The following is a 25143-nucleotide window of genomic DNA, read 5'->3' on the forward strand; positions in this document are numbered from 1 at the left end:
TCCCCCAAGCGTTATCAGCGCGCGCCGGTAGGGCATATGAACGGCATGGCGCAGGACGAACCCACCGGACCGCGGCTCGAGAACCCGCCGAGCCGGCCCACGCAGCTGACCAAGGGGTCATGGATCAACGTCCTGAAGCGGACGGTCAAAGAGTTCAACGAGGACAACCTGACCGACTGGGCCGCCGCCCTGACCTACTACGGCGTGCTGTCGATCTTCCCCGGCATCCTGGTGCTCCTCGCGGTGTCCGGCATGCTGCTCACCGACACGACCCAGAACGCGGTCCTGAGGAACACCCAGGAGCTGTTCCCCGCGTCGATCGCGGGGCCGGTCAACAGCGCCGTCGACGAGCTCAAGCAGGGCTCCGGCTCCGCCGGCGTGCTCGCGATCATCGGTCTGCTCGGCGCCGTCTGGACCGCCTCCGGTTACGTCGGCGCGTTCATCCGGGCCGCCAACTCGATCTACGACGTGCCCGAGGGCCGGCCCATCTGGAAGGTGCTGCCGATCCGCCTCGGCGTCACCGTCGTCGTCGGCGTCCTCATCTCCCTCGCCGCGCTGAGCATCGTCTTCACCGGCCGGTTCGCCGAACAGGCCGGCAGCTGGATCGGCCTGTCGAAACAGGCCGTGCAGGTCTGGGACATCGCCAAGTGGCCGGTGCTGCTGCTCATCGTCATGGTGATCCTCGCCGTGCTGTACTACGCGTCCCCGAACGCCCGGCAGACCGGCTTCCGCTGGGTCACGCCCGGCGGCGGGCTCGCGGTGCTGATCTGGCTGATCGCCTCCGCCGGCTTCGCGATCTACGTGGGCAACTTCAGCTCGTACAACAAGACGTACGGCACCCTCGGCGGCATCATCGCGTTCCTGGTGTGGCTGTGGATCTCCAACATCGCGATCCTGCTGGGCGCGGAGTTCGACGCCGAGCTCGAGCGCGGCCGCGCCATCCAGGGCGGGCTACCCGCGGATCAGGAGCCGTTCATGCCGCTGCGCGACACGAGCAAGATGAAGGAGAGCGACGACCCCGAGCCCTAGCGGGACGACGGGGTCAGGGCGGCGCCGACCTGGTCGACGAGGCCCGACATCTCGAACGCGACCTCGCCGACGTCGCAGCCCGGCTGCACCATGGCGGCGATGCTGGCGAGGGTGTGGCCGTCGCCGAGGGCCATGACGAACAGCAGGCTGCGGCCCATCTGCACGATCGTGCGCAGGACCGGGCCGGCGTCGGTGGCCGCGGACACGCCCTGCGCGAGGGAGACCACGCCGGCGACCATCGCGGCGAGCTGGTCGGCGCGCTCCGGCGGCAGCTCGTTGGAGGCCGCGACCAGCAGACCGTCCCCGGAGACCGCGACGGCGTGCCGGACGCCGGCCACCCGATCGGTGAAGCCGCTGAGCACCCAGTCGAGCCCCGTGATGGCTGTCATGACGTGGCATGTCCTTCCTGACGCACCGTGGTGACGGTGCCGAAACGGCCGATCGGATGCCGGTGGGCCGGCAGCGTCTCGCCGACGTCGCCGGGGTCCGCGGATGGGGATGTGCCCGTGGTGCCGCTCTGCGGTGACGCATTGACAGTACGCCGTGGCAGCCCGTCGTCGAACGCCCGGGCCTCGACCGTGGGCCCCTCGGCGACGACGCCGCTGGGCACCACCGGGACGAGCAGGCCGCCCTTGCGCGGCACGGGGATGTCCATCGGCTCTGCGCCGGGCAGCGCCGGGCTGCGCTCCAGGGGGCGCGGCGGCAGCCGGTGCGCGGCGGGCTCCGGCGGGACCGGTGGCGTCGGCGGCCGGTGTACGACCATGCCCTGCGGCAGCCGCACGGTCGCGACCAGCCCGCCGGACGGCGCCGGGTGCAGGGCGACGCCGACCCCGTGACGGGCGGCGAGGCGGGCGACGACGGTCAGCCCGAGCCGCGGCCCGGCCGCCGGCGGGTCCGCGAGCCGCTCGTTGAGCTCGGCGACCAGGTCCGGATCCAGGGCGGCGCGGCCGTGGTCGGTGACGTGGACGACGGCCCCGTCGCCGGCCCGCCGGGCGTCGACGACGACGGGATGCTCGCCGCCGGCGTGCCGGGCGGCGTTGTCGAGCAGCTCGGCCAGCAGGTGCACGACGCCGTCGACGGCGGCGGGCTCCACCGCCGTGTCGTCGTCGACGCGGCCGTACTCGACGCGCTCGTAGGCGTGGATCTGCGACTGCGCGGCGCGGAGCACGTCGAGCAGCGGCACCGGCGCGGGGTGCACCCTGGCGGCGTCGGCCCCGGCGAGGACGAGCAGGCTGTGGGTGTCGTGCCGGATGCGCGTCGCGAGGTGGTCGAGCGCGAACAGCAGCGCCAGCCGGTCCGGGTCCGCCTCGTCGCGTTCGGCCTCGTCGAGGCGTTCGAGGAGCGCGTCGGCGAGCCGGGCCGCGCGGCGCCCGAGGTCGCCGTACATGCCGGCCTCACCGGCCCGGAGCGCGGCCTGCCCGGCGGCCGCCTCGGCGGCGTCGGCGGCGGCCCGGGCCGCGGCCCGCTGCACGGCGTCGAGCGCCTCGGCGACCCGCCCGATCTCGTCCCGCCCGGCCGCCACCTCCCCGGCGGCCACCCCCGCCGCGTGCGGCTCCACCCCGGACAGCCCCGCGGCCCGCGGATCGTCGCCGGGCGGTCCGGCGGCACGCGGATCGGCGGCGCGCGGGCCGGCGGCCGGGAGGGTGCCGGCGGCGGGCGCGAACGCGGCGGCGGTGTGTGCCGCGGTATTGGCAAGGCGCAGGGCCAGGGTGAGCAGGGCGCGGAGGCGGCGGCGCAGGGCGCGGGCGGCGGCGACGGCCAGGGCGACCGCGGCGACCACGACGGCGAGGACGGCGGCGAGGCCGAGGACGACCGTGCGGTTCTGCCGGTCGCGGGCGTCGCCGACGGCGTCGGCGGTGTCGGCGGCGACCCGGTCGGCGAGGCCCTGCAGGCCGTCGAGCTGGGCGAGCGAGGCCAGCGCCAGGGCGGCGGTGTCCGCGGGGGCGGACGGCGGGGCCAGCAGCAGCGGCTCCACGTCGGCGGTGACGTCCAGGCCCCCGAACACGGCCCGCCAGGCGGGGGTCGCCGCGGCGGTGAACCGGTCGAACGCGCTCGCCGCCGCGGCGCGGTGGGCGGCGATCGCGTCGCGGTCGGCGGCGGTCAGCTCCCCCGCGGCGAGCGCGCGCACCGCCGTCACCTGCACGAGGGCGAGCTCCTCCTTGCCAACGGCGAGCCACCCCGCGGCCCGGCTCCCGGCGAGGACCGCCGGCGGCGCGGGCCGGTCGGCGACGCCCTGCTGGAAGGCGATCAGGCCGGCGATCAGCTGCCGGTACCCGAGCAGCGGCACCGGACCGGACGCCTGCGGCGCGCGGGCCCGCAGCGCGTCGAGACCGTCCAGCGCACCGGCGGCGCCGGGCACACCGGCCGAGACGGCACGGAAACGGGCGGCGGCGGCGTCCGTGCGGGCGGGGTCGCCGGCGGCGGGCATGGGCCGGGCGGGGTCGGCGAGGGCGAGCCGCTCGCGCTGCAGGCCGTCGACGACGTGGCCGGCCTCCGCCGACGCCGAGACGGCCGAGGCGACGGCGCCCCGCACGTCGCCGGTGCGGTCCGCGTAGACGGCGACGGTGACCCCGGCGAGGCCGAGCAGGGCCAGCAGGGGCAGGAGCAGCACGAGGACGAGCTTCGCGGCGACGGGGATGTCGGCGAACGCCACCCCGCGGACGAAGAAGCGGTGCCGCCGGCGAACCGGTGCAGCGTCACGCAAGACCCCCACCGCCTCCCCTTGTCGGCCCCTTATGCGTACCGCTTTTGCGGTACGTGCGGAAGAGATAACTTTGAGTAGCCGCCCGAATTTCACGCATTGACGCGGAATGCACCTCGCTTAAGCAAGAACAAAGACAAAGTTGAACCGGAGCCGCACCCGTCCGCTTGAACGCCCGAACGCGCGCTCATTAGGGTTCAGGGATGCCTGAGCGGCTCTTCGCGGATGACGACCCCTCATCCGACTCGCACAGACGCGTCAAGGGCGCCTTCTTCGCCGACTACACGGGCGAGTTCCCGATGCCGCGCGTCCTCAACGAGCCGCCGCCGGCCGACGACGAGCAGGAGCAGCCCCGTACACCTGCCGCAAAGACCTCAAAGGGACCCGCACCGGCGTGGCTCAGGACGGGACGGCCCGCCCTGCACGAGCTGATGCGCAACCGCCGGCAGGCGCTCATGGCCCTCGGCGGCGGCGCCGTCGCGATCGGCGGGCTCGGATCCGGCGCCGCCGCGATGCTCGGCCGCCCCGACGACGCCGACGAGATGGTCAGGACCGGCCAGGGCGGCGGCAACGTCTCCCCGCGCGACGCCGGCTCGTTCTCCAACCGCGACTCCAGCTACACCAGCGGCCTCGGCGACCTCAACGACCTCGGCGCCGCCGGCACCGCCGACTCGGCCTCCGCAGCCGCCGTCGCCGCGATGCGCGCCACGCCCCGCTTCCCGACGCCGCTGAACCGCGACCCGGTGCTGCACCTGCTGCGGCGCTGCACGTTCGGGCCGACGCAGGCGGACGTCGCCGCGGTCAAGGAGCTCGGCATCGACGGCTGGCTCGACCAGCAACTGGAGCCGGACAAGATCGCCGACCCGGTCGCCGACGCGGCGCTGAAGACCACGCCGACCGTCACGATGACCACCGCGGAGATCCGCGCGGCGGTCAAGGACGGCGACAACAAGGCGATGTACGAGCTGACCCGCGCCGTCATCGCCCGGCAGGTGTGGAGCACCCGGCAGCTGTTCGAGGTGATGGTCGACTTCTGGAACAACCACCTCAACATCACCAGCCCGTTCGACGGCGGCTGGGACACCCGGGTCCCCTACGACGTGAACGTCATCCGCAAGCACGCGCTGGGCAAGTTCTCCGACATGCTCATCGCGTCGGCGCGGGACCCGGCGATGATGCGCTACCTGGACAACACCTCCTCCGACAAGCGCAACGTCAACGAGAACTACGGCCGTGAGCTGCTCGAGCTGCACACCGTCGGGATCGACGGCGGCTACAACGAAAAAGACGTCCGCAACTCCGCGTACCTGATGACGGGCCGCACCGCCACCCGCGAGGGCACGTTCAAGTACGAGCAGAACCGGCACTGGACCGGCGCGGTCAAGGTGCTGGGCTTCCAGCACGGGAACAAGTCGGCGAAGGACGGCCTGGCCGTCGGCGACGCCTACCTGCTGTACCTGGCCACGCACCCGTCGACGGCGAAGTACATCGCCCGCAAGCTCGCGGTGCGGTTCGTGTGCGACACGCCGCCGCAGTCCCTCGTCGACCGGCTCGCCACCGCGTACCAGCAGAGCGGCTCGGCGATCGCGCCGGTGCTCAAGGTGCTGTTCCGGTCCCTGGAGTTCTGGATCTCGGCCGGGCTGAAGACCCGCCGCCCCCTGGAGAACTTCGTCGCGACCGCCCGCGTCGTCGGCACCAAGCCCGGCGCGGACACCGGCAAGGCCCTCGAGGACCTGTACAACTTCACCCGCAAGCTCGGCCAGGCGCCGCTGGGCTGGGAGCCGCCGGACGGCTACCCCGACGTCGCGAACGCGTGGAGCTCCGCCGCCGGCATGCTGGAGACGTGGAACTCGCACCGCGCGTTCCTGCAGCAGTCGTTCAAGGGCCTCAACAACCCGCGCGCCGACTCGCTCGTCACCCAGCCGGCCGCGACCCTGGCCACCTACCTGGACGTGCTGTGCAACCGGCTCATCTTCCAGCCGATGAAGCCCGCCGAGCGGGACGCGCTGATCAAGTTCCTCGGCGCGAAGCCCGACACCCGGGTCACCGACGCCAACCTCGGCGGCAAGCTGCCCAACCTGGCCCCGCTCGTCCTCGACTCCGTCTACCACGCGCTGCGGTGAGGTTTCCGTGACTGACCTTCCAGAAGGCGAGCGCCGCCCCACCTCACTGGAGGAGCTGCGCCGGCACGGCCCGAACCTGTGCGAGGCCGCGATCCGGGTGCAGGCCGACCAGGTCCAGGACGAGCTGGCCGCCGAGCGTGAGCGGTGGAGCAAGGGCTTCACCCGCCGCCGCCTCGTGCAGGGCGCCGGGTTCGTCGGCGTGGCCGCGCTCGGCGCGCAGCTGGTGACGAGCCGGGTCGCGTTCGCCGCGCCCGAGGACGCCAAGGGCACGCTCGTCGTCATCTTCCTGCGCGGCGGCATGGACGGGCTGTCCGTGGTCGCGCCCGGCGACGACCCCAACTACCGCTCGATGCGGCCCAACATCGCGATCCCCATGGCGGCGCTGCTGCCCGCCGGGCGCGGCTTCGGGCTCAACCCGGCGATGACCGCGCTGTACCCCTTCTGGCAGGCCGGCAAGATGGCCGCGGTGCACGCGGTCGCCTCCCCCGACGCGAGCCGCAGCCACTTCCAGGCGCAGGACGCGCTGGAGCGCGGCGCGGCGTCGGTCGCGGTGCGCACCGGCTGGCTCGACCGGGTCCTCGCCCAGATGGGCCCGGGCACCACGTTCCGCGCCGTCGCGCAGGGCAACGCGCTGCCGCGCTCCCTCGTCGGCGGCGAGCAGGCGATCGTCCTCAACGGCATCCGCGACTTCCGCATCGACAACGACGCCATGCGCAGCCAGACGATGGAGGCGCTGAAGACCCTCTACACGGGCCTCGACCACTCCCTCGCCAGCACCGCCGCCGGCACCATCCAGGCGATCAACACCGCGCAGAAGATCGCGAACTCGCAGTACCGGCCGCTGGAGGGCGTCCAGTACCCCGGCGGCGGCCTGGCGGACCGGTTGAAGGACATCGCCCAGCTCATGAAGGGCGGCGTCGGCCTGCGGGTCGCGGCCCTCGACGTCGGCGGCTGGGACATGCACACCAACCTCGGCCGGGTCGACGGCGGCGACATGCGCAACTCGCTGACCAACCTGTCCGAGGCGATCGGCGCCTTCGCCACCGACCTCGGCCCGCTGCTGGACAACACGACCATCATCACGATGAGCGAGTTCGGCCGGCGCGTCCAGGAGAACGGCAACGTCGGCGTCGACCACGGCCACGGCAACGCGATGCTGCTGCTCGGCGGCGGCCTCAACGGCGGCAAGGTGCACGGCAACTGGCCCGGCCTCGCACCCGGCGCGCTCGACCAGGGCGATGTCGCGGGAGCCAACGACTACCGCGACATCCTCGCCGAGATGCTCAAGAAGCGCTTCAACGTCCAGGACTCGGCGGCCATCTTCCCCAACCACCAGTTCAAGACGCTGGGCGTCTTCAAGGGCTGAACCCTAGAGGCTGAACACGGGCCCCGTGGTGGTCGACAGCGAGCAGGCGTTGCCGTACGTCTTCTTGTAGTCGACCCGCTTGCCCTTCCACCGGCCGACGGCCGTGACCGTCACCGGGTCGTACTGCATCGTGCACGCCATGCCGGTCGTGGCCTGCAGCCGGGCGAAGTCGCCGCCGACCTTGGCCAGCGCGGAGCACGCGTCCTTCGCCAGCTTGTGCGACCCGCCGGCGGGCCGGCACGTCAGCGACGCGCGGCGCTGCGCCGGCTTCGAGCTCTCGCCCTTGGCGACCGTCAGCACCAGCTTCGTCGGCCTGGCGGGCGCTGCCGTCGCCGCCGCGGCCGTCGTCGTCTCCACGGTCGCGATCGCCGCCACCAGCATCGTGGCCGTCGCGACCAACCGTCCTGCACCCATTCCAACCCCCGTCGCACCTTGGTGGGGCGAAGCTTACACACCTTTTCCGGACATTTCGTGTTTTTGGCTAATGTACGACTGGCGCACGGCCACCTGGCCTCGCAGGCTCGGCTCCCCTCCCGCCTCCGTCCCCACCTGACCGCCGGCTGGACCCGGCACCCAGTCGAAGGCGCCCGGTCCACGCCGCACGATCCCGTGCGATTCCGGCAGCTCCAGGGCTGCACCGTCCGGGGACCACGAGCGCCCGGACGCCCGAGGCCACCGGCACCGCCCCGGGCGCTGGGGCGGCTTCCTGGCGGTCAGACAAATTGCGGCGCGCGATGCCCCCTGTTGATCGACGTCCCGGACTAGGGTGTGCTACCAGCGACGCTCGGGAGGAGACTGCCGTGACCCTGGAGGCACAGGCACAGAAGCTCGTCGCCGGCCTGGTGCGGGTCGCCGTCATGGCGCCCACCGACACTCCCCCGCCCGAGCAGTCCCAGCTCCCCCCGCCACACCGGCAGGTCCTGCTGCTGCTCGGCCGGCGGGACCGCGAGTTCCGCCTGTCCGACCTGGCCACGGAGCTCGGCTCGTCGGTCGCGGCGACGATGGCGATCGTGTCGCCGCTGATCGCCGAGGGCCTGGTCGAGATGCGGCCGGCGCCGTCCTACGCCGCGCACGACATGCGGATCGCGGCGACCGACCGCGGCCTGGCGCTGACCCCCGCACCGTCCAACTGGGCGGAGAACGCCCTCGGCAGCGTCGAGGACCTCGACGAGCACGCCCAGGCGCGGCTGCTGCGGATCGTCACGACCAAAATCACCGAGCTCCAGCGCGAGGGCCGCATCCCGGTGAGCCGGATGTGCCTGTCGTGCCGGTTCTTCGACGGCTACCGCCACCCCGGCACCGAGGCGCCGCACCACTGCTGGTTCGTCGACGCCCCGTTCGGTTACCGAGAGCTACGACTGCACTGCCCTGACCACATTCCGGGCGGAAGCTCACCACGGTCCGGGTGAACGACGCCCCTCACGCGCTGCACTCGCCCCCCGGTGCTCCTATGCTGTGCCTGATGAGCGCGCGGGGTGAGTCATGTCGATGTCGGTGACCGTCAATGTGTTGATGGACGGGTCCACGGTGGTCTCCGTCCGGGGCGAGATCGACCACGGGACCGCGACGACACTCCGTCAGGACCTGGTGGCCGCCGCGACCCAGCGCCGGCCGAGCGTGCTGCGGGTCGATCTGGGGCTGGTCACGTTCCTCGACTCGGCCGCGGTCGGCGCCCTCGTGGGCGCGCAGCGCGAGGCGGGCGTCGAGGGCGTCCGCCTGGTCATCCACCGCGCCAGCCCGTTCGTGATCCGCCAGCTGAAGGTCGCCGGCGTCGACCAGCTCCTCGGCGCGCCGTCCGAACCCGACCCGGACCAGATCACGTTCTGAGCCGGTCCGTGCCGCCTGGTGCCGCCTGGTGCCGCCTGGTGCCGCCCGATGCCGCCGGGGCGCTACGAGCCCGCGCTGTCCGCCTGGACCGGGGCCGGGGCGACCTGGGCCGGCACGGTGTGGTCCCAGCGGTCGGGGGCGGGGCGCACGTCGTCGTGCGGGAAGACCCAGGCCCGGTACGCCCACAGCCGGAACAGCATCGCGAGGGCCGTGCCGAGCACCATGCCGAAGCCGAAGTCGGAGATCTCCTCGACGAGGGCGCTGACCGCCGGCTCCTGCAGCCCGAAGACATAGCGCGCGACAAACAACGGCGCCGCGTTGACCGCGACGCCGATGCCGTTGATGACCAGGTAGAGCGCCATCTCATGATGGCGGCGCCGGCCGCCCCGGGTCCGGAACGACCATTCGCGGTTCAGGAAGTACGACACCACCGACGCGACCACGTTCGCGATCGTGAGCGCGGTGACCGGCTTGTGCTCCAGCACGGTCAGCCGGAGCCCGTAGTTGACCAGCAGCGTGACCACGTAGCAGAACCCGCCGACGATCACGAACTTGACCGTCTCGCGGTGCCGCCGCATCAGCTGCGCCACGGGGCCGGGGAGCCAGTTGAGGGTCCGGTCAGTGAGCCGCATCGGCCGGACTATACCCGGCGAACCTTGCGACACGCCCGTTCTCGGGCTCCGGTTCCCACCCCCGTCGTCACCGCTCACCCGTGCACACCGACGCCCCCGGCGTGACCGCGGCGGCCGCGTCCACCGGCCCCACGACCACGCAATACGCGACCACGGGATCGACGCCCTTCACCACGTACGACGTCGTGCCCGGCGGCACCTCCGCCAGCACCACCGCGGGCCCGCCGTCCCGTGAAAGCGCCACGACCGCCGCGCCCTCCAACCCCGTCCAGGTGACCGCGAGGGCCGTCCCGTCGTCGCGCAGCCGGAGGTCCCGCACCCTCGTCGGCGCGCCCGCTCCCTGCCCGGCCGCCTCCGCCCCGGCCCGGGGAGCGGCCGTGCCGGTCGGTCCGGCCGGTGGCTTCGCGGTGGTCCGGTCCGGGGCGCCGCCCTGGCTCCACGGAATCGAGACCGCGGCGATGACCAGCGCGCCGGCCGCGACCGCGACGACCGCCTTCAACGGCACCGCGACCCGCCGCTCCCCCGCGGCACGACCTCCGTCGCCGGGACCGGAAGCCTCGTGCGTCACGGCGGGGACGTCCACGACCGCGGGAGGACGCACGACGCGCTCCGGCGCCACGACCTCGGGCACCACGGCCGGCACCACGACCGGCTCATGGACGCGCCGGCCCGCCGGGTCCGGCAGCGGCTCCGGGTCATCGGTGTCCCCGGCCACGGCGTCCACGACGGGAGCCGGTGTGTCGGCGGGCTCCGGCGGGTCACCGGCCACCGCCGCCTCCCGGGGCGCCGGCGCGGGGTGCAGCAGGGCGGCGGGCATCGGCGGCTCGACGGCGGCGAGCTCCCACTCCATCGCCTTCGTGAACGGATGGCGGTTGCCGAGCCGGGACCGCGCCGCCGCGTGCGCGAGGGTGAACAGGCGGCGCGACGCGGGGACGTTGCCGTCGTCGCGGTGCAGGGCGGCGAGCTCGGCGGCGATCCGGATGGTGTCGAGGTCGTCTGCGCCGTACTCCCGGCGGTGCACGGCGTAGGCGGCGTTGAGCATGGCGAGGGCGAGCGGAAGCTGGCCGCGGTCGCGCTGCAGGAGCGCGAGGTTGACGCGGGCGAGGCGGATGACCCGGGCCGCCTCCGCGCCGGTGACGGGGTCGGTCTCGTCGACGCCGCTGTCCAGGACGCGGTGGTAGAGCGCCTCGGCGGCGTCCCACTCGTCGTAGTCGTGCCGGACGGCGGCGAGCACGGCCCAGGCGTGCACCGTGGACACGTCCGACGGCCCGTACGCCTGCTCGGCCTGCGTGGCGACGGCGTCCGCGAGGTCGTAGGCGGCGGCGAGGTCACCGAGCTCGCGCAGCGCCTCGGCGAGCAGCCGGCGGGCGGTGAGCCGGTCGCCGTCCGGCAGCCCGGGCTCGTCGAGCAGGGCCCGCGCGGCCTCCTGGGCGCCGTGCAGGTCCCAGGTGGCGACGAGCTCCTCGACGGCGGCGAGACGGGCGCCGAAGCCCCGCTTCGGCAGCGGGACGGGACCCGCGGTGGTATCGACGCTACTCACAGCCTTCCCTCCGCCCGAGAGCCTAGAGGGAACGGTGACGCAACGCCAGCCTTCGATCACGATGCGCGTAGATGGCGTCGGCTCCGGCAGCCTGCCACGTCGCTGCCGGAGCCGAGCCGTCCCGCGTTACCGCGTCGTAAGCCCGCGGGCGCCGCACACTGTGAACGTTCGGCCGCGCGGCCGGAGCCTTAAGAAGAAACTGGGTGCAGGCCCTGAGAATTCAGCCGAGCAGCCGGCGGTACAGGCGCAGATAGTCCTCGACCATCCTGTCCGCGGAGAAGCGGCTCACCGCGTGCCCGCGGACCTGGTGGCGGTCGAGCTTGAGCGCGTCGTCGAGCACCTCCACCGCCTCGGCGGCGGACCCCGCCAGGTATCCGGTGACCCCCTGGTCCACCACCTCCGGCATCGAACCGAGCGGATACGCCACGACGGGCGTGCCGCACATCATCGCCTCGACGACCGACAGGCCGAACGGCTCCGCGAAGCCGATCGGGTGCAGCAGCGCGGCGGCGCCGCCGAGGACGTCGGCGCGGTCGGTGGGGCCGATGTTGCCGAGGTACACGATCTGCTCGCCGTCGATCTGCGGCAGGACCTCCTCGGCGTGGTACCGCTCGTCGTGGACGGGACCGGCGATGAGCAGCCGCCGGCCGGCGGCGCGGGCGATCCGGATCGCCTCGGCGGTGCCCTTGTCGGGGTGGATGCGGCCGAACGCGACGAGCGAGTCGCCCGGCGCGGCCCGGAACGGGAACTGCGCGACGTCGATGCCGTGGTAGATCGTGGCGGCGTAGTCGAGGCCGGGGCCGCGGTCGGCGTCGGAGATGGACACGAACGCCGAACGGGCCCGCTGGTACGCGGGGAGGATCGACGGCGAGCAGAAGCCGTGCACGGTCGTGACGAGCGGCGCCCGGCAGAACCCGCTCATCGCGAGGGGCAGCCAGTCCAGGTTGTTGTGCACGAGGTCGAACCCGGCGCTGCGTTCGAAACAGTGCGCCACGTGCAGCGCCTCCCAGATCCTCCCGTCGTAGGAGGTGTCCTCGTTGTACGGGCGCTCGACGACCCCGTCGAGGCGGGCGGCGGTGACCGAGTCGAGGCTGGCGAAGAGGGTGACGTCGACGCCCCGCGCGACGAGCCCCTCGGCGAGCAGGGAGACGACCTGTTCCCACGGCCCGTACGCGCGGGGCGGGGTCCGCCAGGCGATCGGTCCCAGCAGTGCGACCTTCATCCGCGCTCCCTACCCGTCATGTGGCACTCGAACCCGTCCATCTTCGCCCTGCTCAGTTACGCCACCCGGCTGCCGATAGGCAGGTCAGCCGAATCAGCGACAAGGAGACCGATGACCGCATGGCGCTGGTATGCGGGGCTGGGGCTCGGCACGGTGGTCGTCGGCGCGTTCCTGCCGGTCATCCCGCGCCAGGCGCTGTACTCGCTGGTCGGCGTCTCGACGGTGGCCGCGGTGGTCGTCGGGGTGCGGCGCCACCGGCCGGCGCACCCGCGCGCGTGGTGGCTGTTCACCGCCGGCCTGGCCTGCTCGGTGTTCGGCGCGACGGCGTGGGCGGTCGACTACACGCTGACCGGTGAGGTCGGCTTCCCGTCGGCGAAGGACGCGCTGTTCCTCGCCGCGTACCCGTTCCTCGCCGGCGGCCTGGTCAGCTGGGTGCGCCGCGACCCGGGCCGGCCGCGCTGGGAGCGGCTCATCGACTCCGGCATCGTCGCGTCCGGGGTCGCGGCGCTGAGCTGGACGTTCATCGTGCATCCGGTGCTGGCCGGCGCGCACTTCGACGTCCCGCACCGGATCAGTCATGTGCTGTACGCGGGGATCGACCTCCTGCTGGTCGTGGCGACGACCCGGATGGCCTTCACCAGCAGCGTGCGCAACGCCGCCCACCGGCTCGTGTGCGTGGCGGCGGCGACGCTCATCACCGGCGACATCGTGTACTACGTCGCGATCGCCTGGATCGGGGACCCGAAGGGCGACCGCGTCTCCGCGGCGCTGTACCTGTGCGCGTACGCGCTGATGGGCACCGGCGCGCTGCACCCGTCGATGGCGGAGGCCGCGGGCCGCCCCGAGCGCCCGCAGCAGGTGATCCCGCGGCGGCGGATCTACCTGTACTCCGTGCTGTCGCTGATCGGTCCGGTCATCGCGATCACGATGCTGCTGGTCGCGTCGCCGCTGCCGTCGCGGTCGTGGGCGGTCGTGCCCCTCGCCACGTCGATCGTCACGTCGGTGCTGCTCATCGCCCGGTTGAGCCAGCTCGTCCAGTTCGCGAACCGGCGGGTGGAGGAGCTCGACGCGCACGCGCTCGCCCTCGGCGCGGCGCTGCGCGAGCAGGAGGTGCTGCGGCAGCAGCTGACGCACCGGGCGCTGCACGACGCGCTCACCGGCCTCGGCAACCGCGCGCTGCTGCAGGAGCGTCTCGAGCACGCCCTGACCCGCACGAACGCCGCCCACGGCCTGCTGCTGCTGGACCTGGACGGCTTCAAGGACGTCAACGACTCGTTCGGCCACCCGGTCGGCGACGCGCTGCTGATGGAGGTCGCGGCGCGGCTGCTCGGCGAGGTCGACACCGCCGACACCCTGGTCCGGCTCGGCGGCGACGAGTTCGCCATCCTGCTGGAGGACGTGCCGGTGCTGCGGGTGAACGCGGTCGGTCAGGCGATCGTCGACGCCCTCGCCCAGCCGTACGACATCGGCGGGCGGGAGCTGAACGTCACCACCAGCGTGGGGACCCTGCTGGTGCGCGCCCCGACGACACCTGCGGAGGCGCTGCAGCTCGCGGACCTCGCCCTGTACGCGGCGAAGGCGGCGGGCAAGAACCGGCTCGCCGCCTACGAGCCGCGGCTGGCCAGCGAACGGCACGAGCACATGCGCCTGTCGGCGGAGCTGCGGCGGGCCGTGGCGAACGACGAGTTCACGGTCAACTACCAGCCGGTGGTGGACCTGTCGACCGGCCGGGTCACCGCGGTCGAGGCGCTGCTGCGCTGGAGCCCCGACGGGCGGCCGGTGCCGCCGATGGAGTTCATCCCCGTCGCCGAGCAGTACGGCCTGATCGTCCCGATCGGTGCATGGGTGTTGCGGCAGGCGTGCCGCGACGTCCGCTCCTGGCACGACAGGTTCGGCATCTCCGTCACCGTCAACGTGTCCGGCCGCCAGCTGCGCGAGCCGGACTTCGCGCGGACGGTCCTCTCGGCGCTGCGGGAGGCGGACCTGCCCGGCGGCGCGCTGATCCTGGAGATCACCGAGACGGTGCTGGTGTCGTCGTCGACGGAGAGCGACGACGTGACGGCGCTGCTGTCGGCGCTGCGCGAGGAGGGCGTGCGGGTCGCCGTCGACGACTTCGGGACCGGGTACTCGTCGCTGGCCTACCTGCGCCACCTGCCGGTCGACATCCTGAAGATCGACCGGGCGTTCACGCCGGAGGGTGGGATGGCGGAGGAGATGGCGTTCACGCGGGCGATCGTCGAGCTGGGCAACAGCCTGCGCCTGTCGGCGATCGCCGAGGCGGTCGAGACGCCGGAGCAGGCGGACCGGCTGCGCGAGCTGGACTGCCCGCAGGCCCAGGGCTACCACTTCTCCCGGCCGCTGCCGGCCGACGCCCTCGACGAGGTCCTCACCGCGGGCGACGGCGTCCTGCACGGCGCCTCCGCCCCCGCCACGACCTGAGCCCGACGTCCGCACGGGGCTTGCGGGCCGCCGGGACGGAAGGAGGACCCGGGGTTCGCCCGGGTCCTCCTCAGGTGTGACTGGCGGTCCGCGGTCTACCAGTCCTTGATCCAGGTGACCTTGGTGTCGAGCCACTCGTTGAGGCGGGCGACCTGGTCGACGTCGGTGTCGAGCCAGCTGACCTGCCCGGTGATGGCGAGGATCGCGAAGACGACGGCGGTGCCGCTGAACAGCACGCCGAGGGTGCCGAGGCCGCGGCCGGCGACGTGGCGGCGGGCGCCGGCGAGGATGCCGCCGAAGGACAGCAGCAGGCCGAGGGCGCCGAGCGGCAGCGCCCACACGGCGAGCAGGCCGGTGAGGGCGGCCGCGACCGCGACGACGCCGGTGATGAGGCCGAGCGTCGACAGCATGCTCGCGCGGGCCGGGCGGCCAGGCTCGGCGACGACGTCCGGGTCGGCGACGATCTCGCGGTCCGTGACGGGCTCGCGGTCGATGACCGGCTTCATGGTCGTCGTGTGCGACTCCCGGCGGTCGGCGAGGCCGTCCCGGTCGGTGTCGGCGGCACCGGGGAGCGGGCCGACGGCGGGGATGCGGTGGGTGCGGTCCGAGGTCCGCAGCCGCTTCGACTCGACGCGGTCGTCGATGCCGTCGCGGTCCAGGTCGACGGTGGGCCCGGCCTTCGGGTCGAACGGACGGTCGGCGACCCCGTCGTGGTCGCGGTCGGCCTTGCCGTACAGGGTGCCGCCCTCGACGCGGTCGTCCACCCCGTCATGGTCCCGATCGACCTTGCGGTCGGCGGTGTCGCCGGCCTTCTGGTCGAGGGTGCGGTCGTCGACCCCGTCGTGGTCCCGGTCGACCTGGGCGTTGCGCCCGCCGAACAGCTGCCCGATGCGTGCCACGCGTGTTCACCTCCTGTGAAGCGCCCGGCCGCAGGCCCGGGGGGTGGGAGTGCGGCGGATCGGGCGGATGTCGATGCCGTACCCAACGGCGTCTCACCTCAATCGGGTGTCGTTCGTTTGGTGGGGGTATGCCCGAGTATCGCCGGAGGCATGGAGCCTGAGCTCACCCATGACGAGATCGAAGCCCGCAGCCGGCTCGGCCGTTTCATCCCGATGGCGAGCCTGCCCGGCGACCGCGACGACCTCCTCGCCGGCGCCACGGACCTCAACGCGCCCGACGACGTCCTCAGCGCGCTGGAGCGGCTGCCGGAGGACGAGATGTTCGAGACGGTGAGCGAGATCTGGGCCGCGCTCGGCCACCGCAACGAGGACGCCCACCACTGACGGAGATCCAGCGGGCCGGGATACCGGTGTACGACCTTGCCGCGACGCACTACCGTCGCGCTGCGTGGAGTGTTCCGTGCTGGGCCCGGTCGAGGTGGTGGCCGGCGGAAGGCCCCTCGACCTGGGCGGCTCCCGCCAGCAGCTGATCGTGGCCGGGCTGCTGTTCCACTCGGGCCGGGTGGTCGCGGTGCCGGACCTGGTGGAGCTGGTGTGGGACGACGACCCGCCGGTGACCGCCCGCAACCAGCTGCAGACCGTGGTGTACCGCATCCGCCGCCTCCTCGGCGCCGACGGCGAGGCCCTGCGGACCGACCCGGCCGGCTACCGGATCACGCTGCCGGAGGACCAGCTCGACCTGTCCCGCTTCCGGGCGGCACTGCGCCGGGCCCGCACCGAACCGGACCCGGAGGCCGCCGCGCGGCTGTACCGCACCGCCCTCGACGAGTGGCGCGGCACCCCGTTCGCCGGGCTGCCCGGCTCGGTGATCGCCCGGTGGCGCAACTCGCTCGTCGAGCTGCGCTGGGCCGCGACCGAGGAGTGGGCAGAGACCCTGCTGGCCCTGCGCCGGCACCGCGAGGTGGTCGAGCACGCGGCGCCGCTCGTCGCCGGCAACCCGCTGCGCGAGCGCCTCGCCGGTGCTGTCATGGCCGCCCTGCACCGCGACGGCCGCCAGGCCGAGGCGCTGCACCTCTACCTGCGCACCGTCGAGGCCCTGCGCGACGAGCTCGGCGTCGACCCCGGCCCGCGGCTGCGCGACCTGCACATGGAGGTGCTCCGCGGCACCGCGCAGACGGCGCCGCGGGGATCGGGGCCGCGGGGATCGGGGCCCAGCGCCCTGCCCCGGACGGTCGCCCGGCTGCGGGGGCGCGAGGAGGAGACCGCGCGGCTGCTGAGGGCGGCCCACGGCCCGCACCGCCTGATCGTCGTCGACGGGATGGCCGGCGTCGGGAAGTCCGCGTTCGCGGTGTCCGCCGCCGAGGCGCTGCGGCCCGAGTATCCGGCCGCTCAGCTCTTCGTCGACCTGCAGGGGCACAGCGAGGGCGACCCGGTGTCGCCGGTCGACGCCCTCGGCCTGCTCCTCGCCCAGCTCGGCGAGGCACCGCAGGGCATCCCCGGCGACCTGCCGGGCCGGCAGGGCCTGTGGCGGCGGGCCCTCGCCGGCCGCGGGTCCGTCGTGGTGCTGGACAACGCCGCCGGCGCCGAGCAGGTGCGGCCGCTGCTACCCCAGGCCGACGCGCCGTGCGTGGTGCTCGTGACCAGCCGGACCAGGATCGGGCCGGTCGACGACGCGTTCCTGCTGAAGCTGGAGCCCCTTCCCGTCGGTGCCGCGGTGGCGGTGCTGCGGGACGCGGTGGGTGAGCGGGTGGACGCCGAGCCGGAGGCGGCGGTCACGGTGGTGGAGCTGTGCGGGCGGCTGCCGTTGGCGGTGCGGCTGATCGCGCACCGGTTGCAGCACCGGCCGCGGTGGAGTCTGGCGGCGATGGTGGAGCGGTTACGGGCCGCGGATCCGCCGCCGATCGCGGTGTCGGCGGAGGGCCGCAGCGTGGCGGCGGCGTTCGACGTGTCGTATCGGCAGTTGAGCGGGGCCGAGCAGCGGTGCTTCCGGCTGCTCGGGCTGCATCCGGCGGGTGAGTTCGAGGCGTGGCCGGCGGCCGCGCTGGCCGACGTGCCGGTCGGGCAGGCCCGGGAGCTGCTGGACCGGCTGGTGGAGGTGCACCTGCTGGAGGAGGACCAGCCCGGCCGGTACCGGCTGCACGACCTGCTGCGCGAGTTCGCCGCCACCCTGGTGACCGAGGAGGAACGGGCGGCCGCGACCGCCCGGCTGCTCGACTACTACCTGCACACGGTCGCCGCCGTGAACCAGGCCCTGGAGCCGATCCAGGCGATCGCACCGGACGTGCGGCCGGACGCGTTCCAGCGGTCCTTCTCCGGCGAGCACGAGCGCCTGCTCTGGTTGCGGGCGGCATGGCCCGCCGTCGTCGCCCTCGCCGACGAGGCACACCGCACCGGCGCGCACCGGCACGCGGTCATGCTGCACCGGGTGCTGTGGCGGTTCGCCAACAACGAGGGGCGGGCCGAGATCGCCGAACGGCTCGGCCTGCAGGCCATCGCGTCCGCGTCCGCACTCGGCGACGACGGGCTGATCGCGCTCGCCAGCAACTGGCACGCCGGCACGACGATGCGGCTGGGGCGCAGCACGGAGAGCATCAGGCACCTGGAGCGAGCCGCGGCGCACTACACCGCGGCCGGCATGCCGCAGGAGGTCAGCCGGGTCCAGGTCAACCTCGGCATCGTGTGCCGCGCCGCCGGATGGCTCACCGAAGGCATGGAGCACCTGCGCACGTTCCGCAAGCTGAACATGGAGCACGCCAGCACGCCGTTGGCCCTCTTCGAGACCGGCGCGACCGAGCTCCTGCTGGGGCGGCCCGCCCAGGCCCGCGTGACGTTGCGCGACGCGGCGCTGCACATGCACCGCATCGGCGCGACCCTGCAGCTCGCCAACCTGTGCAACGAGTTCGCCGGGGCGCACCTCGCGCTCGGCCACCCTCGGCTGGCGCTGCTGCTGTTCACCCGCGGCCACCGGATGAACCGGGAGGCCGGCAGCAGGGCCGGCGTCGTCGAGGCGCTGTGCGGGATGGGCCGCACGCACGCGGTGCTCGGCGACCCCGGCGCGGCACTGCGCTGCCATCACGAGGCATCCGAGCAGGTCCGCGACCTGACGCCGTTCTTCGAGGCCAGCGCCCGCAACGACCTCGGCATCACGCTGACCCTGCTCGGGCGGACCGGCGACGCGATCGCCGCGCACGAGCTGGCGCTGCGCCTCGCCGGGCTGACCGAACGACGCTACGAGCAGGCCCGCGCGCACGCCGGGATCGCCGACGCGCTGCGGCGCGAGGAGCGGGACGACACGGCCGAGCGGGCCGCGGCGCGGGCGCTGTTCGAGGCGTGCGGCCTGGACGCCGCGGCGGTGGCGCGGGCCTCAGAGCCGGCGCAGCAGCTTGTGCTCCTCAACGACCGGCACTGACAACGTCTTGTAGCCGACCTCGTCGAACAGGACCGTCATGTGCTCACCGGCGTACGACATGACGACGCCCTTGCCCCACTCGCCGTGGCGGACCTCGCTGTGGACCGGGAACGGCACGTCGGCCGTGGCGGCGAGCCCGGCCTGCGCGCTGCCGTCGTGGCAGTTGTCGCAGTGGCCGCAGGTGCCCTCGAGGTGCTCACCGAAGTACGCCAGCAGCGTCCGGCCGCGGCACAGCTCCGTCTCGGCGAAGGTGCGCATCATGTCCAGGCGCGACCGCGACAGCGTCTGCTGCCGCTCCGCCTGCGCCTCCGCGAGCTCCGCCGCCTTCGCGGGGGTCGGCGCCCACCGGGGTGCCTTGACCTTGCTGCCGTGCAGCAGCTGCGCGCCGCCGACCTCCTCCAGGAGGCTCAGCAGCTGCCCGAGCTTGCGCGCGCCGAGGCCGGTGCGCTCCTCCAGCTCGTCACGGGTGATCGCGTCGGGCGCGACGGAGCGCAGCAGCGCCGCGAGGGAGCTGACCTCCTCGCGGTCGACGGAGACGTTCGTGAAGAACTTCCGCAGCCCGGTGTCCTCGGTGCGGTGCAGCAGCAGCACCTGCGCCGGCTTCCCGTCGCGCCCGGCCCGGCCGATCTCCTGCAGGTAGGAGTCGGGCGAGTCCGGCAGCGCGATGTGGTTGACCCAGCGGATGTTGGGCTTGTCGATGCCCATGCCGAAGGCGGTCGTCGCGACCATGATCTCGACCTCGTCGGCGAGGAACGCCTCGTGCGCGCGCTCGCGGTCGCCGGCGCTCATGCCGCCGTGGTACGCGACGGCCGGCATGCCCTCCTCGACGAGCCGCTCGGCGAGCTCCTCGGTGGCGCGGCGGGTCGGCGCGTAGATGATCCCGGGCGGCGTGGACTCCTTCAACCGGGTGAGCAGCCGCCGGAAGCGGGTCGGCTCGTCGGGGCAGTGCACCGACTCCAGGAACAGGTTGGGCCGGTCGAGGCCGGTCACGACGATCTCCGGGTCGCGCATCCCGAGCCGCTCGACGATGTCCTCGCGGACCGGCGGCGAGGCGGTCGCGGTGAGCGCGACGATCGGCGGGCGGCCCAGCTCGCGGATGAACTGCCCGAGCTGCAGGTAGTCGGGGCGGAAGTCGTGGCCCCACGCGGAGACGCAGTGCGCCTCGTCGACGGCGACGAGGCTCGGCTTCAGCGCCTTGATCTGGGCGACGCGGGCCGGGTCGGCGAACTGCTCGGGGGTCAGGAACACGAACTCGGCGTCCCCGGCGCGCAGCGCCTCGAGCGCCTCCTCGCGCTCGGCCTTGCCCTCGGCCGACGACAGCCGCACGGCCTGCAGCGACGCCTGGTTGCGGGCGGTCAGCGACGCGATCTGGTCCTGCTGGAGCGCCAGCAGCGGCGAGATGACGATCGTCGGGCCGGGCAGCAGCGGCGCCGGCACCTGGTAGATGGCGGACTTCCCGGCGCCCGTCGGCAGCACGGCGAGGGCGTCGCGCCCCTCCATCAGGGCCTGCATGGCCTGCACCTGCTCGTCGCGCAGCCGGTCCCAGCCGAAGTGTTCCTTGGCGATGCGCCGCAGGTCGTCCGTCATCTCTGGATTCCTCTGGTAGGACGGGAGGTATGCCTATCGAAACACAGGGCGTCGTCGCCCTCGGCAAGGGACGGCCCGTCAGCCTCGAGACCGTCATCGTCCCCGACCCAGGCCCCGGCGAGGCGGTGGTGGAGGTGCAGGCGTGCGGCGTCTGCCACACCGACCTGCACTACCGCGAGGGCGGTATCGGCGACGACTTCCCATACCTGCTCGGCCATGAGGCCGCCGGGATCGTCTCCGCCGTCGGCCCGGACGTCACCGACGTCGCGCCCGGCGACTTCGTCGTGCTCAACTGGCGGGCCGTCTGCGGGCAGTGCCGGGCGTGCCTGCGGGGGCGTCCCTGGTACTGCTTCAACACCCACAACGCGAAACAGAAGATGACCCTCGCCGACGGCACCCCGCTGTCGCCGGCGCTCGGGATCGGCGCGTTCCTCAAGTACACCCTGGTCGCCGCCGGTCAGTGCACGAAGGTCGACCCTCGCGCGTCGGCGAGCGTCGCCGGGCTGCTCGGCTGCGGCGTGATGGCCGGCATCGGCGCCGCGATCAACACCGGCAACGTGGGCCGCGGCGACTCGGTCGCGGTGTTCGGCTGCGGCGGCGTCGGCGACGCGGCGATCGTCGGCGCGGTCCTCGCCGGCGCGCGCACGATCATCGGCATCGACGTGGACGTGCGCAAGCTCGCGTGGGCGCAGGAGTTCGGGGCGACGCACGTCGTCAACTCGCGCGAGACGGACCCGGTCGAGGCGGTGCGGGCGCTGACCGGCGGGTTCGGCGCGGACGTCGTCATCGAGGCGGTGGGGTCGCCGCAGGTGTACGAGCAGGCCTTCAACGCCCGGGACCTGGCCGGCACGGTGGTGCTCGTCGGCGTGCCGCGCCCCGACATGCAGCTGACCCTGCCGTTCCTGGAGGTCTTCGGCCGGGGCGGCGCGCTGAAGTCCAGCTGGTACGGCGACTGCCTGCCGTCGCGGGACTTCCCGATGCTCGTCGACCTGTACCTGCAGGGGCGGCTCCCCCTCGACAAGTTCGTCAGCGCCACCGGCGGCCTGTCGGACGTGGAGGCGGCATTCCACGAGATGGAGGCGGGCACGGTCCTGCGGACGGTGATCGTGCTGTAACGCTCTTTTCGGGACGTATCGGTCGCGCCCTTGTTGCCGATAGGTTCCCGATATATCGTCGAACTATCAACGACAGTCGACAACAGGTCGGCGACCGTTCGACGATTGGAAACGATCATGCGATCACGACACGGAGCAATGCTCTTCGACGCGGGTGCCTGGCACCGTGGCTTCGGCGGCTTCATCCCGCCCTTCCCTCCCGGTGGACCGGGCGGCCCGGGCGGACGCGGCTGGGGCCACGGGCACGGCCGGGGCGCGGGACGCGGCGGCTGGGGCGGCAAGGGCACAGGCCGGGGCGGCCGCCCCAACGTGCGCCTCGCCGTCCTGGCGCTGCTGCACGAGCGCCCCATGCACGGCTACGAGATGATCCAGGAGCTGGAGAGCCGTACCGGCGGCATCTGGCGGCCGAGCCCCGGCTCGATCTACCCGACGCTGCAGCTGCTCGAGGACGAGGGCCTCATCACGGCCGAGGAGCAGGGCGGACGCAAGCGCTTCGTCCTGACCGACACCGGCCGCCCCGAGGCCGAGGCCGCCGCACAGAACGCGCCCTGGCAGGAGTACGGCGACGAGAACGTCTCCCAGGCGCAGGAGTTCCGCGACGCCGCGGTCGGCATCATGGACGCCCTGCGGCAGGTCGGCTTCAACGGCACCGCCGAGCAGCGCACCCAGGCCCTCGAGGTCCTGACCGAGACGCGCCGCAAGCTGTACGCCATCCTCGCCGACTGATGCCGGCGCGCCGGACCATCCACCAGCGATCCACCCGCCGACCGGGCGGGTGGATCGCCGCATCTCCACCCTGGACCGCCACGTCGTTCTAAGCCGGGGCCGCCACACCTCCGCCCGGCACCGCCACACCTCCGCCCGGCACCGCCACACCTCCGCCCGGCACCGCCACGTCTACGACGGGCGGGGGTCGCCACACCCCGGCACGGGGGTCGCCACGTCTCGTCTTCAGCCCCGGTTCGCCGCGTCTCGACCCGGGACCGCCACACCTCCGCCCAGGCGGCAGGACCGCCACGTCTCGGCCCGGAATCGCCACACCCCTGCCCGAACGGCAGGACCACCACGTCTCGGCCCGGGATGGCCGCGTCTCGACCCCCGGCGGCAGCAGAAGGTCTCCCGGGTCTGCACGGCGGGCGACACGTGACCGTGACGGGCGACACGTGGTGTCTGCGCAGCAGGTGACACGAGGGCCGCATCGAGTCCGCGGGAGCTGACGGCGAGCGCGTCATCCCCCTGAAGCTCGCGGGAGCCGCACGTCACCCGCAGGGCTCGTGGGGGCAGCACGTCACCCGGAGCTCTCGGGAGCCGCACGTCATCCCTGAAGCACGCGGGAGTCGGCGGTGGGCATGGCATCTCTTGCGGTGGATCAGGTGAGCAGCTCGGGTGCTGCCGGGCCGTTCATCAAGCACGATACCCCCGCTGCAGAAATCGATCTTCTGCCGGAAGAATCGATCCACGGGGGCGTGACCCTCTGTAGTCTACGCTGCCCCGAGTGCCTGACATGGCGGCCGGGTGTGGGTCAGACCGCGGCCGGTTCGCGCTTCTCGGCAGGTTTCTCCGAGATCTTTTTGCGGGTGGCGAGAAACGAGCCGGCGAGAATCAGCACGAAGGCGCCGACGGTCAGTGGGGTGATCTTCTCGTGCAGGACGACGGCGCCGAGGATGACGGCTACGGCGGGGTTGACGAAGGTGATCACCGTGGCGCGGACGCCGCCGACCTCGGCGACGAGGGCGAAGAACAGCACGAACGCGAGCGCGGTGCACACGACGGCCAGGGTGACGGCGGCGAGGGCGGGGCGGAGGGTCACCGTGCGGGCCAGGGACGGCAGGCCGGGGGCGACGAACGGGGCGAAGAGCAGCGCGCCGGCGGCCAGGGACACCGCGGACACGCCGTAGCGGGGCACGTCGGAGAGCCAGCGTTCGATGATCAGCGGGCCGGACGCGTAGCAGATCACGACGCCGAGGAGCTCCAGGAGCGGGACGGGGCCGCCGGCGGTGCCGTGGAAGCCGACCAGCAGGCCGACGCCGGCGAGGCCGGTGACCAGGCCGGCGATGCGGGTGCCGGAGAGGCGTTCGCGGGCGATGAGGGCGGCCGCGAGGGGTACACCGGCGATGACCAGGCCGGTGAAGGCGCTGTCGACCTTCTGTTCGGCGTGGGACAGCAGCAGCCAGGGGATGCCGATCTCGACGACGGTGTAGGCGAGCAGCGGCAGCCACGGGCGCAGCGAGGCCCGGACCTCCTTGCGGTACAGGGCGATCGGCAGCAGCAGGAGCGCGCCGAGGGCGGTGCGGACGAAGACCAGCTCGGCGGGGCCGATGTCGCGGACCGCGACCTTGATCAGCAGGTACGGGACGCCCCACACGACGGACATGGCGATGAAGAGCAACCAGCCACGACGACTCATGCCGACAGCATCACGCGACGGTGCGCACGGGGTCTTGAACGGAGTTGCGGAACGCGGCCGGGGTGACGCCCGTCACGCGCTTGAACCACCGGGTGAGGTGGGCCTGGTCGGCGAAGCCGACGGCGCCGGCGACCTCGGCGGGGGTGAGGCCGGCGGCGAGGAGGTGGCGGGCGCGGCAGACGCGTTCGAGGACGAGCCAGGCGTGCGGCGGGAAGCCGGTCGCGGCGCGGAAGACGCGCAGCATGTGGAACGGGGACAGTTCGACGCCGTCGGCAAGCTCGCGGAGGTTGGGGGCGCAGCGGAGGTCCGCCAGGAGCCGGTCGCGGATCTCGGTGACCTTCTGAACCGCCGCGGCGTCCCGGACGGACAGGGCCGACGTGCCGGATGGAGCTCGCGAGCCGTGCCGGTCGACCACCGCCGCGAGGGCCCAGGTGAGCTTCGAGTGGGCGGCGAAGGTGTCGGTACCGGAGGTCAGCGCCTCGTGGGCCGAGCGGATCAGGTGCACGGTGTGCGGGTCGTGGACCACCGCCTCGGCGAAGTGGGACGGCCCCGCGAAGCCCTCGAAGAGCAGGTCGGCGGGCGGGTAGAAGACCCGGTAGGCCCAGCCGGACGGGTCGGCGGCCTGGCCGTCGTGCGGCTCGCCGGGCTCCAGGATCGCCAGGCTGCCGACGCCCGCCCGGTGCAACGCGCCCCGGTAGTGGAACTGTTCGGCGCCGCAGACCACGACGCCGATGGCGAAGGTCGAGTGGCTGTGCCGGGTGAACGCGTGCCGCCGGTAGTCGGCGGTGAGCAGGTCCACCTGGAACCGGCCGTCGTCCACCCGGGTCCAGCGGGCCGAGTCGGTCAT

Annotated in this window: 20 protein-coding genes; 10 read left to right on the forward strand and 10 right to left on the reverse strand. The window is 73.4% G+C overall.

What is annotated here, in order from left to right:
* The first annotated feature begins 45 nt into the window (after positions 1 to 45).
* Positions 46 to 1029: a YihY/virulence factor BrkB family protein gene (locus tag AB0J72_RS38360; protein ID WP_363408062.1), complete on the forward strand. Its 984-nt coding sequence runs from the start codon at positions 46 to 48 to the stop codon at positions 1027 to 1029.
* Here the strand turns inward: AB0J72_RS38360 and AB0J72_RS38365 are convergent.
* Together AB0J72_RS38365 and AB0J72_RS38370 are read right to left on the reverse strand one after the other, a co-directional pair.
* Entirely contained in the window at positions 1026 to 1418 is a 393-nt protein-coding gene (locus tag AB0J72_RS38365; protein WP_344502829.1) for a roadblock/LC7 domain-containing protein, read from the reverse strand. The genes AB0J72_RS38360 and AB0J72_RS38365 overlap by 4 nt on opposite strands.
* Positions 1415 to 3733: an ATP-binding protein gene (locus tag AB0J72_RS38370; RefSeq protein ID WP_363408066.1), complete on the reverse strand. Its 2319-nt coding sequence runs from the start codon at positions 3731 to 3733 to the stop codon at positions 1415 to 1417. Before AB0J72_RS38370 ends, AB0J72_RS38365 begins: the two co-directional genes overlap by 4 nt.
* A 200-nt stretch (positions 3734 to 3933) precedes the next feature.
* Between AB0J72_RS38370 and AB0J72_RS38375 the strand changes: the two genes are divergently transcribed.
* A complete protein-coding gene (locus AB0J72_RS38375; protein WP_363408069.1) occupies positions 3934 to 5853 on the forward strand; it encodes a DUF1800 domain-containing protein in 1920 nt (639 codons plus the stop codon).
* A 7-nt stretch (positions 5854 to 5860) separates the two neighbouring features.
* On the forward strand, positions 5861 to 7219 hold the full coding sequence (locus AB0J72_RS38380; RefSeq protein ID WP_363408072.1) for a DUF1501 domain-containing protein: 1359 nt from the start codon (positions 5861 to 5863) through the stop codon (positions 7217 to 7219).
* Between the two features lie 3 nt (positions 7220 to 7222).
* Here AB0J72_RS38380 and AB0J72_RS38385 read toward each other — a convergent pair whose 3' ends face one another.
* The gene (locus tag AB0J72_RS38385) at positions 7223 to 7633 is read right to left on the reverse strand and encodes a subtilase-type protease inhibitor (protein WP_363408075.1); all 411 of its coding nucleotides are present in this window, start codon (positions 7631 to 7633) and stop codon (positions 7223 to 7225) included.
* A gap of 386 nt (positions 7634 to 8019) precedes the next feature.
* On the opposite strand from AB0J72_RS38385, the gene AB0J72_RS38390 reads away from it, so the two are divergent.
* Positions 8020 to 8628 (forward strand): helix-turn-helix domain-containing protein, encoded by a 609-nt coding sequence (locus tag AB0J72_RS38390; RefSeq protein ID WP_363408078.1) that lies wholly within the window; start codon positions 8020 to 8022, stop codon positions 8626 to 8628.
* Between the two features lie 79 nt (positions 8629 to 8707).
* Positions 8708 to 9046 carry an STAS domain-containing protein gene (locus tag AB0J72_RS38395; RefSeq protein ID WP_363408281.1) on the forward strand — a complete coding sequence of 113 codons (339 nt, stop codon included), beginning with the start codon at positions 8708 to 8710 and terminating at the stop codon, positions 9044 to 9046.
* A 62-nt stretch (positions 9047 to 9108) separates the two neighbouring features.
* Here the strand turns inward: AB0J72_RS38395 and AB0J72_RS38400 are convergent, their stop codons facing one another.
* The 3 genes from AB0J72_RS38400 to AB0J72_RS38410 form a co-directional block, all read right to left on the reverse strand.
* Positions 9109 to 9678 carry a GtrA family protein gene (locus tag AB0J72_RS38400; protein ID WP_363408081.1) on the reverse strand — a complete coding sequence of 190 codons (570 nt, stop codon included), beginning with the start codon at positions 9676 to 9678 and terminating at the stop codon, positions 9109 to 9111.
* A 67-nt stretch (positions 9679 to 9745) separates the two neighbouring features.
* Entirely contained in the window at positions 9746 to 11218 is a 1473-nt protein-coding gene (locus AB0J72_RS38405) for a tetratricopeptide repeat protein (RefSeq protein ID WP_363408084.1), read from the reverse strand.
* 220 nt (positions 11219 to 11438) lie between these two features.
* A complete protein-coding gene (locus tag AB0J72_RS38410; RefSeq protein WP_363408087.1) occupies positions 11439 to 12440 on the reverse strand; it encodes a glycosyltransferase family 4 protein in 1002 nt (333 codons plus the stop codon).
* Between the two features lie 111 nt (positions 12441 to 12551).
* Between AB0J72_RS38410 and AB0J72_RS38415 the strand changes: the two genes are divergently transcribed.
* Positions 12552 to 14879 carry a GGDEF and EAL domain-containing protein gene (locus AB0J72_RS38415; protein ID WP_363408090.1) on the forward strand — a complete coding sequence of 776 codons (2328 nt, stop codon included), beginning with the start codon at positions 12552 to 12554 and terminating at the stop codon, positions 14877 to 14879.
* Positions 14880 to 14974: 95 nt separating this feature from the next.
* On the opposite strand, the gene AB0J72_RS38420 is transcribed toward AB0J72_RS38415, so the two are convergent.
* The gene (locus AB0J72_RS38420) at positions 14975 to 15778 is read right to left on the reverse strand and encodes a hypothetical protein (protein ID WP_363408093.1); all 804 of its coding nucleotides are present in this window, start codon (positions 15776 to 15778) and stop codon (positions 14975 to 14977) included.
* A gap of 150 nt (positions 15779 to 15928) precedes the next feature.
* On the opposite strand from AB0J72_RS38420, the gene AB0J72_RS38425 reads away from it, so the two are divergent.
* Together AB0J72_RS38425 and AB0J72_RS38430 are read left to right on the forward strand one after the other, a co-directional pair.
* Positions 15929 to 16162, forward strand: a complete 234-nt coding sequence (locus AB0J72_RS38425) for a DUF2795 domain-containing protein (protein WP_363408096.1) — start codon at positions 15929 to 15931, stop codon at positions 16160 to 16162.
* A gap of 64 nt (positions 16163 to 16226) precedes the next feature.
* Positions 16227 to 19187, forward strand: coding sequence for a BTAD domain-containing putative transcriptional regulator (locus AB0J72_RS38430; RefSeq protein ID WP_363408099.1), 2961 nt, complete (start codon positions 16227 to 16229; stop codon positions 19185 to 19187).
* Here AB0J72_RS38430 and AB0J72_RS38435 read toward each other — a convergent pair.
* Positions 19143 to 20774 (reverse strand): ATP-dependent DNA helicase RecQ, encoded by a 1632-nt coding sequence (locus AB0J72_RS38435; protein ID WP_363408102.1) that lies wholly within the window; start codon positions 20772 to 20774, stop codon positions 19143 to 19145. The two genes, AB0J72_RS38430 and AB0J72_RS38435, sit on opposite strands and share 45 nt — an antisense overlap.
* A gap of 29 nt (positions 20775 to 20803) precedes the next feature.
* On the opposite strand from AB0J72_RS38435, the gene AB0J72_RS38440 reads away from it, so the two are divergent.
* Complete coding sequence (locus tag AB0J72_RS38440; RefSeq protein ID WP_363408105.1) at positions 20804 to 21889, forward strand: S-(hydroxymethyl)mycothiol dehydrogenase; 1086 nt, start codon at positions 20804 to 20806, stop codon at positions 21887 to 21889.
* Between the two features lie 138 nt (positions 21890 to 22027).
* Positions 22028 to 22615, forward strand: coding sequence for a PadR family transcriptional regulator (locus AB0J72_RS38445; RefSeq protein ID WP_363408108.1), 588 nt, complete (start codon positions 22028 to 22030; stop codon positions 22613 to 22615).
* 796 nt (positions 22616 to 23411) lie between these two features.
* Here the strand turns inward: AB0J72_RS38445 and AB0J72_RS38450 are convergent.
* Both AB0J72_RS38450 and AB0J72_RS38455 read right to left on the reverse strand, forming a co-directional pair.
* A complete protein-coding gene (locus AB0J72_RS38450; protein ID WP_363408111.1) occupies positions 23412 to 24296 on the reverse strand; it encodes an EamA family transporter in 885 nt (294 codons plus the stop codon).
* Positions 24297 to 24306: 10 nt separating this feature from the next.
* Positions 24307 to 25143, reverse strand: a complete 837-nt coding sequence (locus AB0J72_RS38455) for an AraC family transcriptional regulator (RefSeq protein WP_363408114.1) — start codon at positions 25141 to 25143, stop codon at positions 24307 to 24309.

Source organism: Dactylosporangium sp. NPDC049742 (assembly GCF_040674675.1).
Classification (GTDB): Bacteria; Actinomycetota; Actinomycetes; order Mycobacteriales; family Micromonosporaceae; genus Dactylosporangium; species Dactylosporangium maewongense.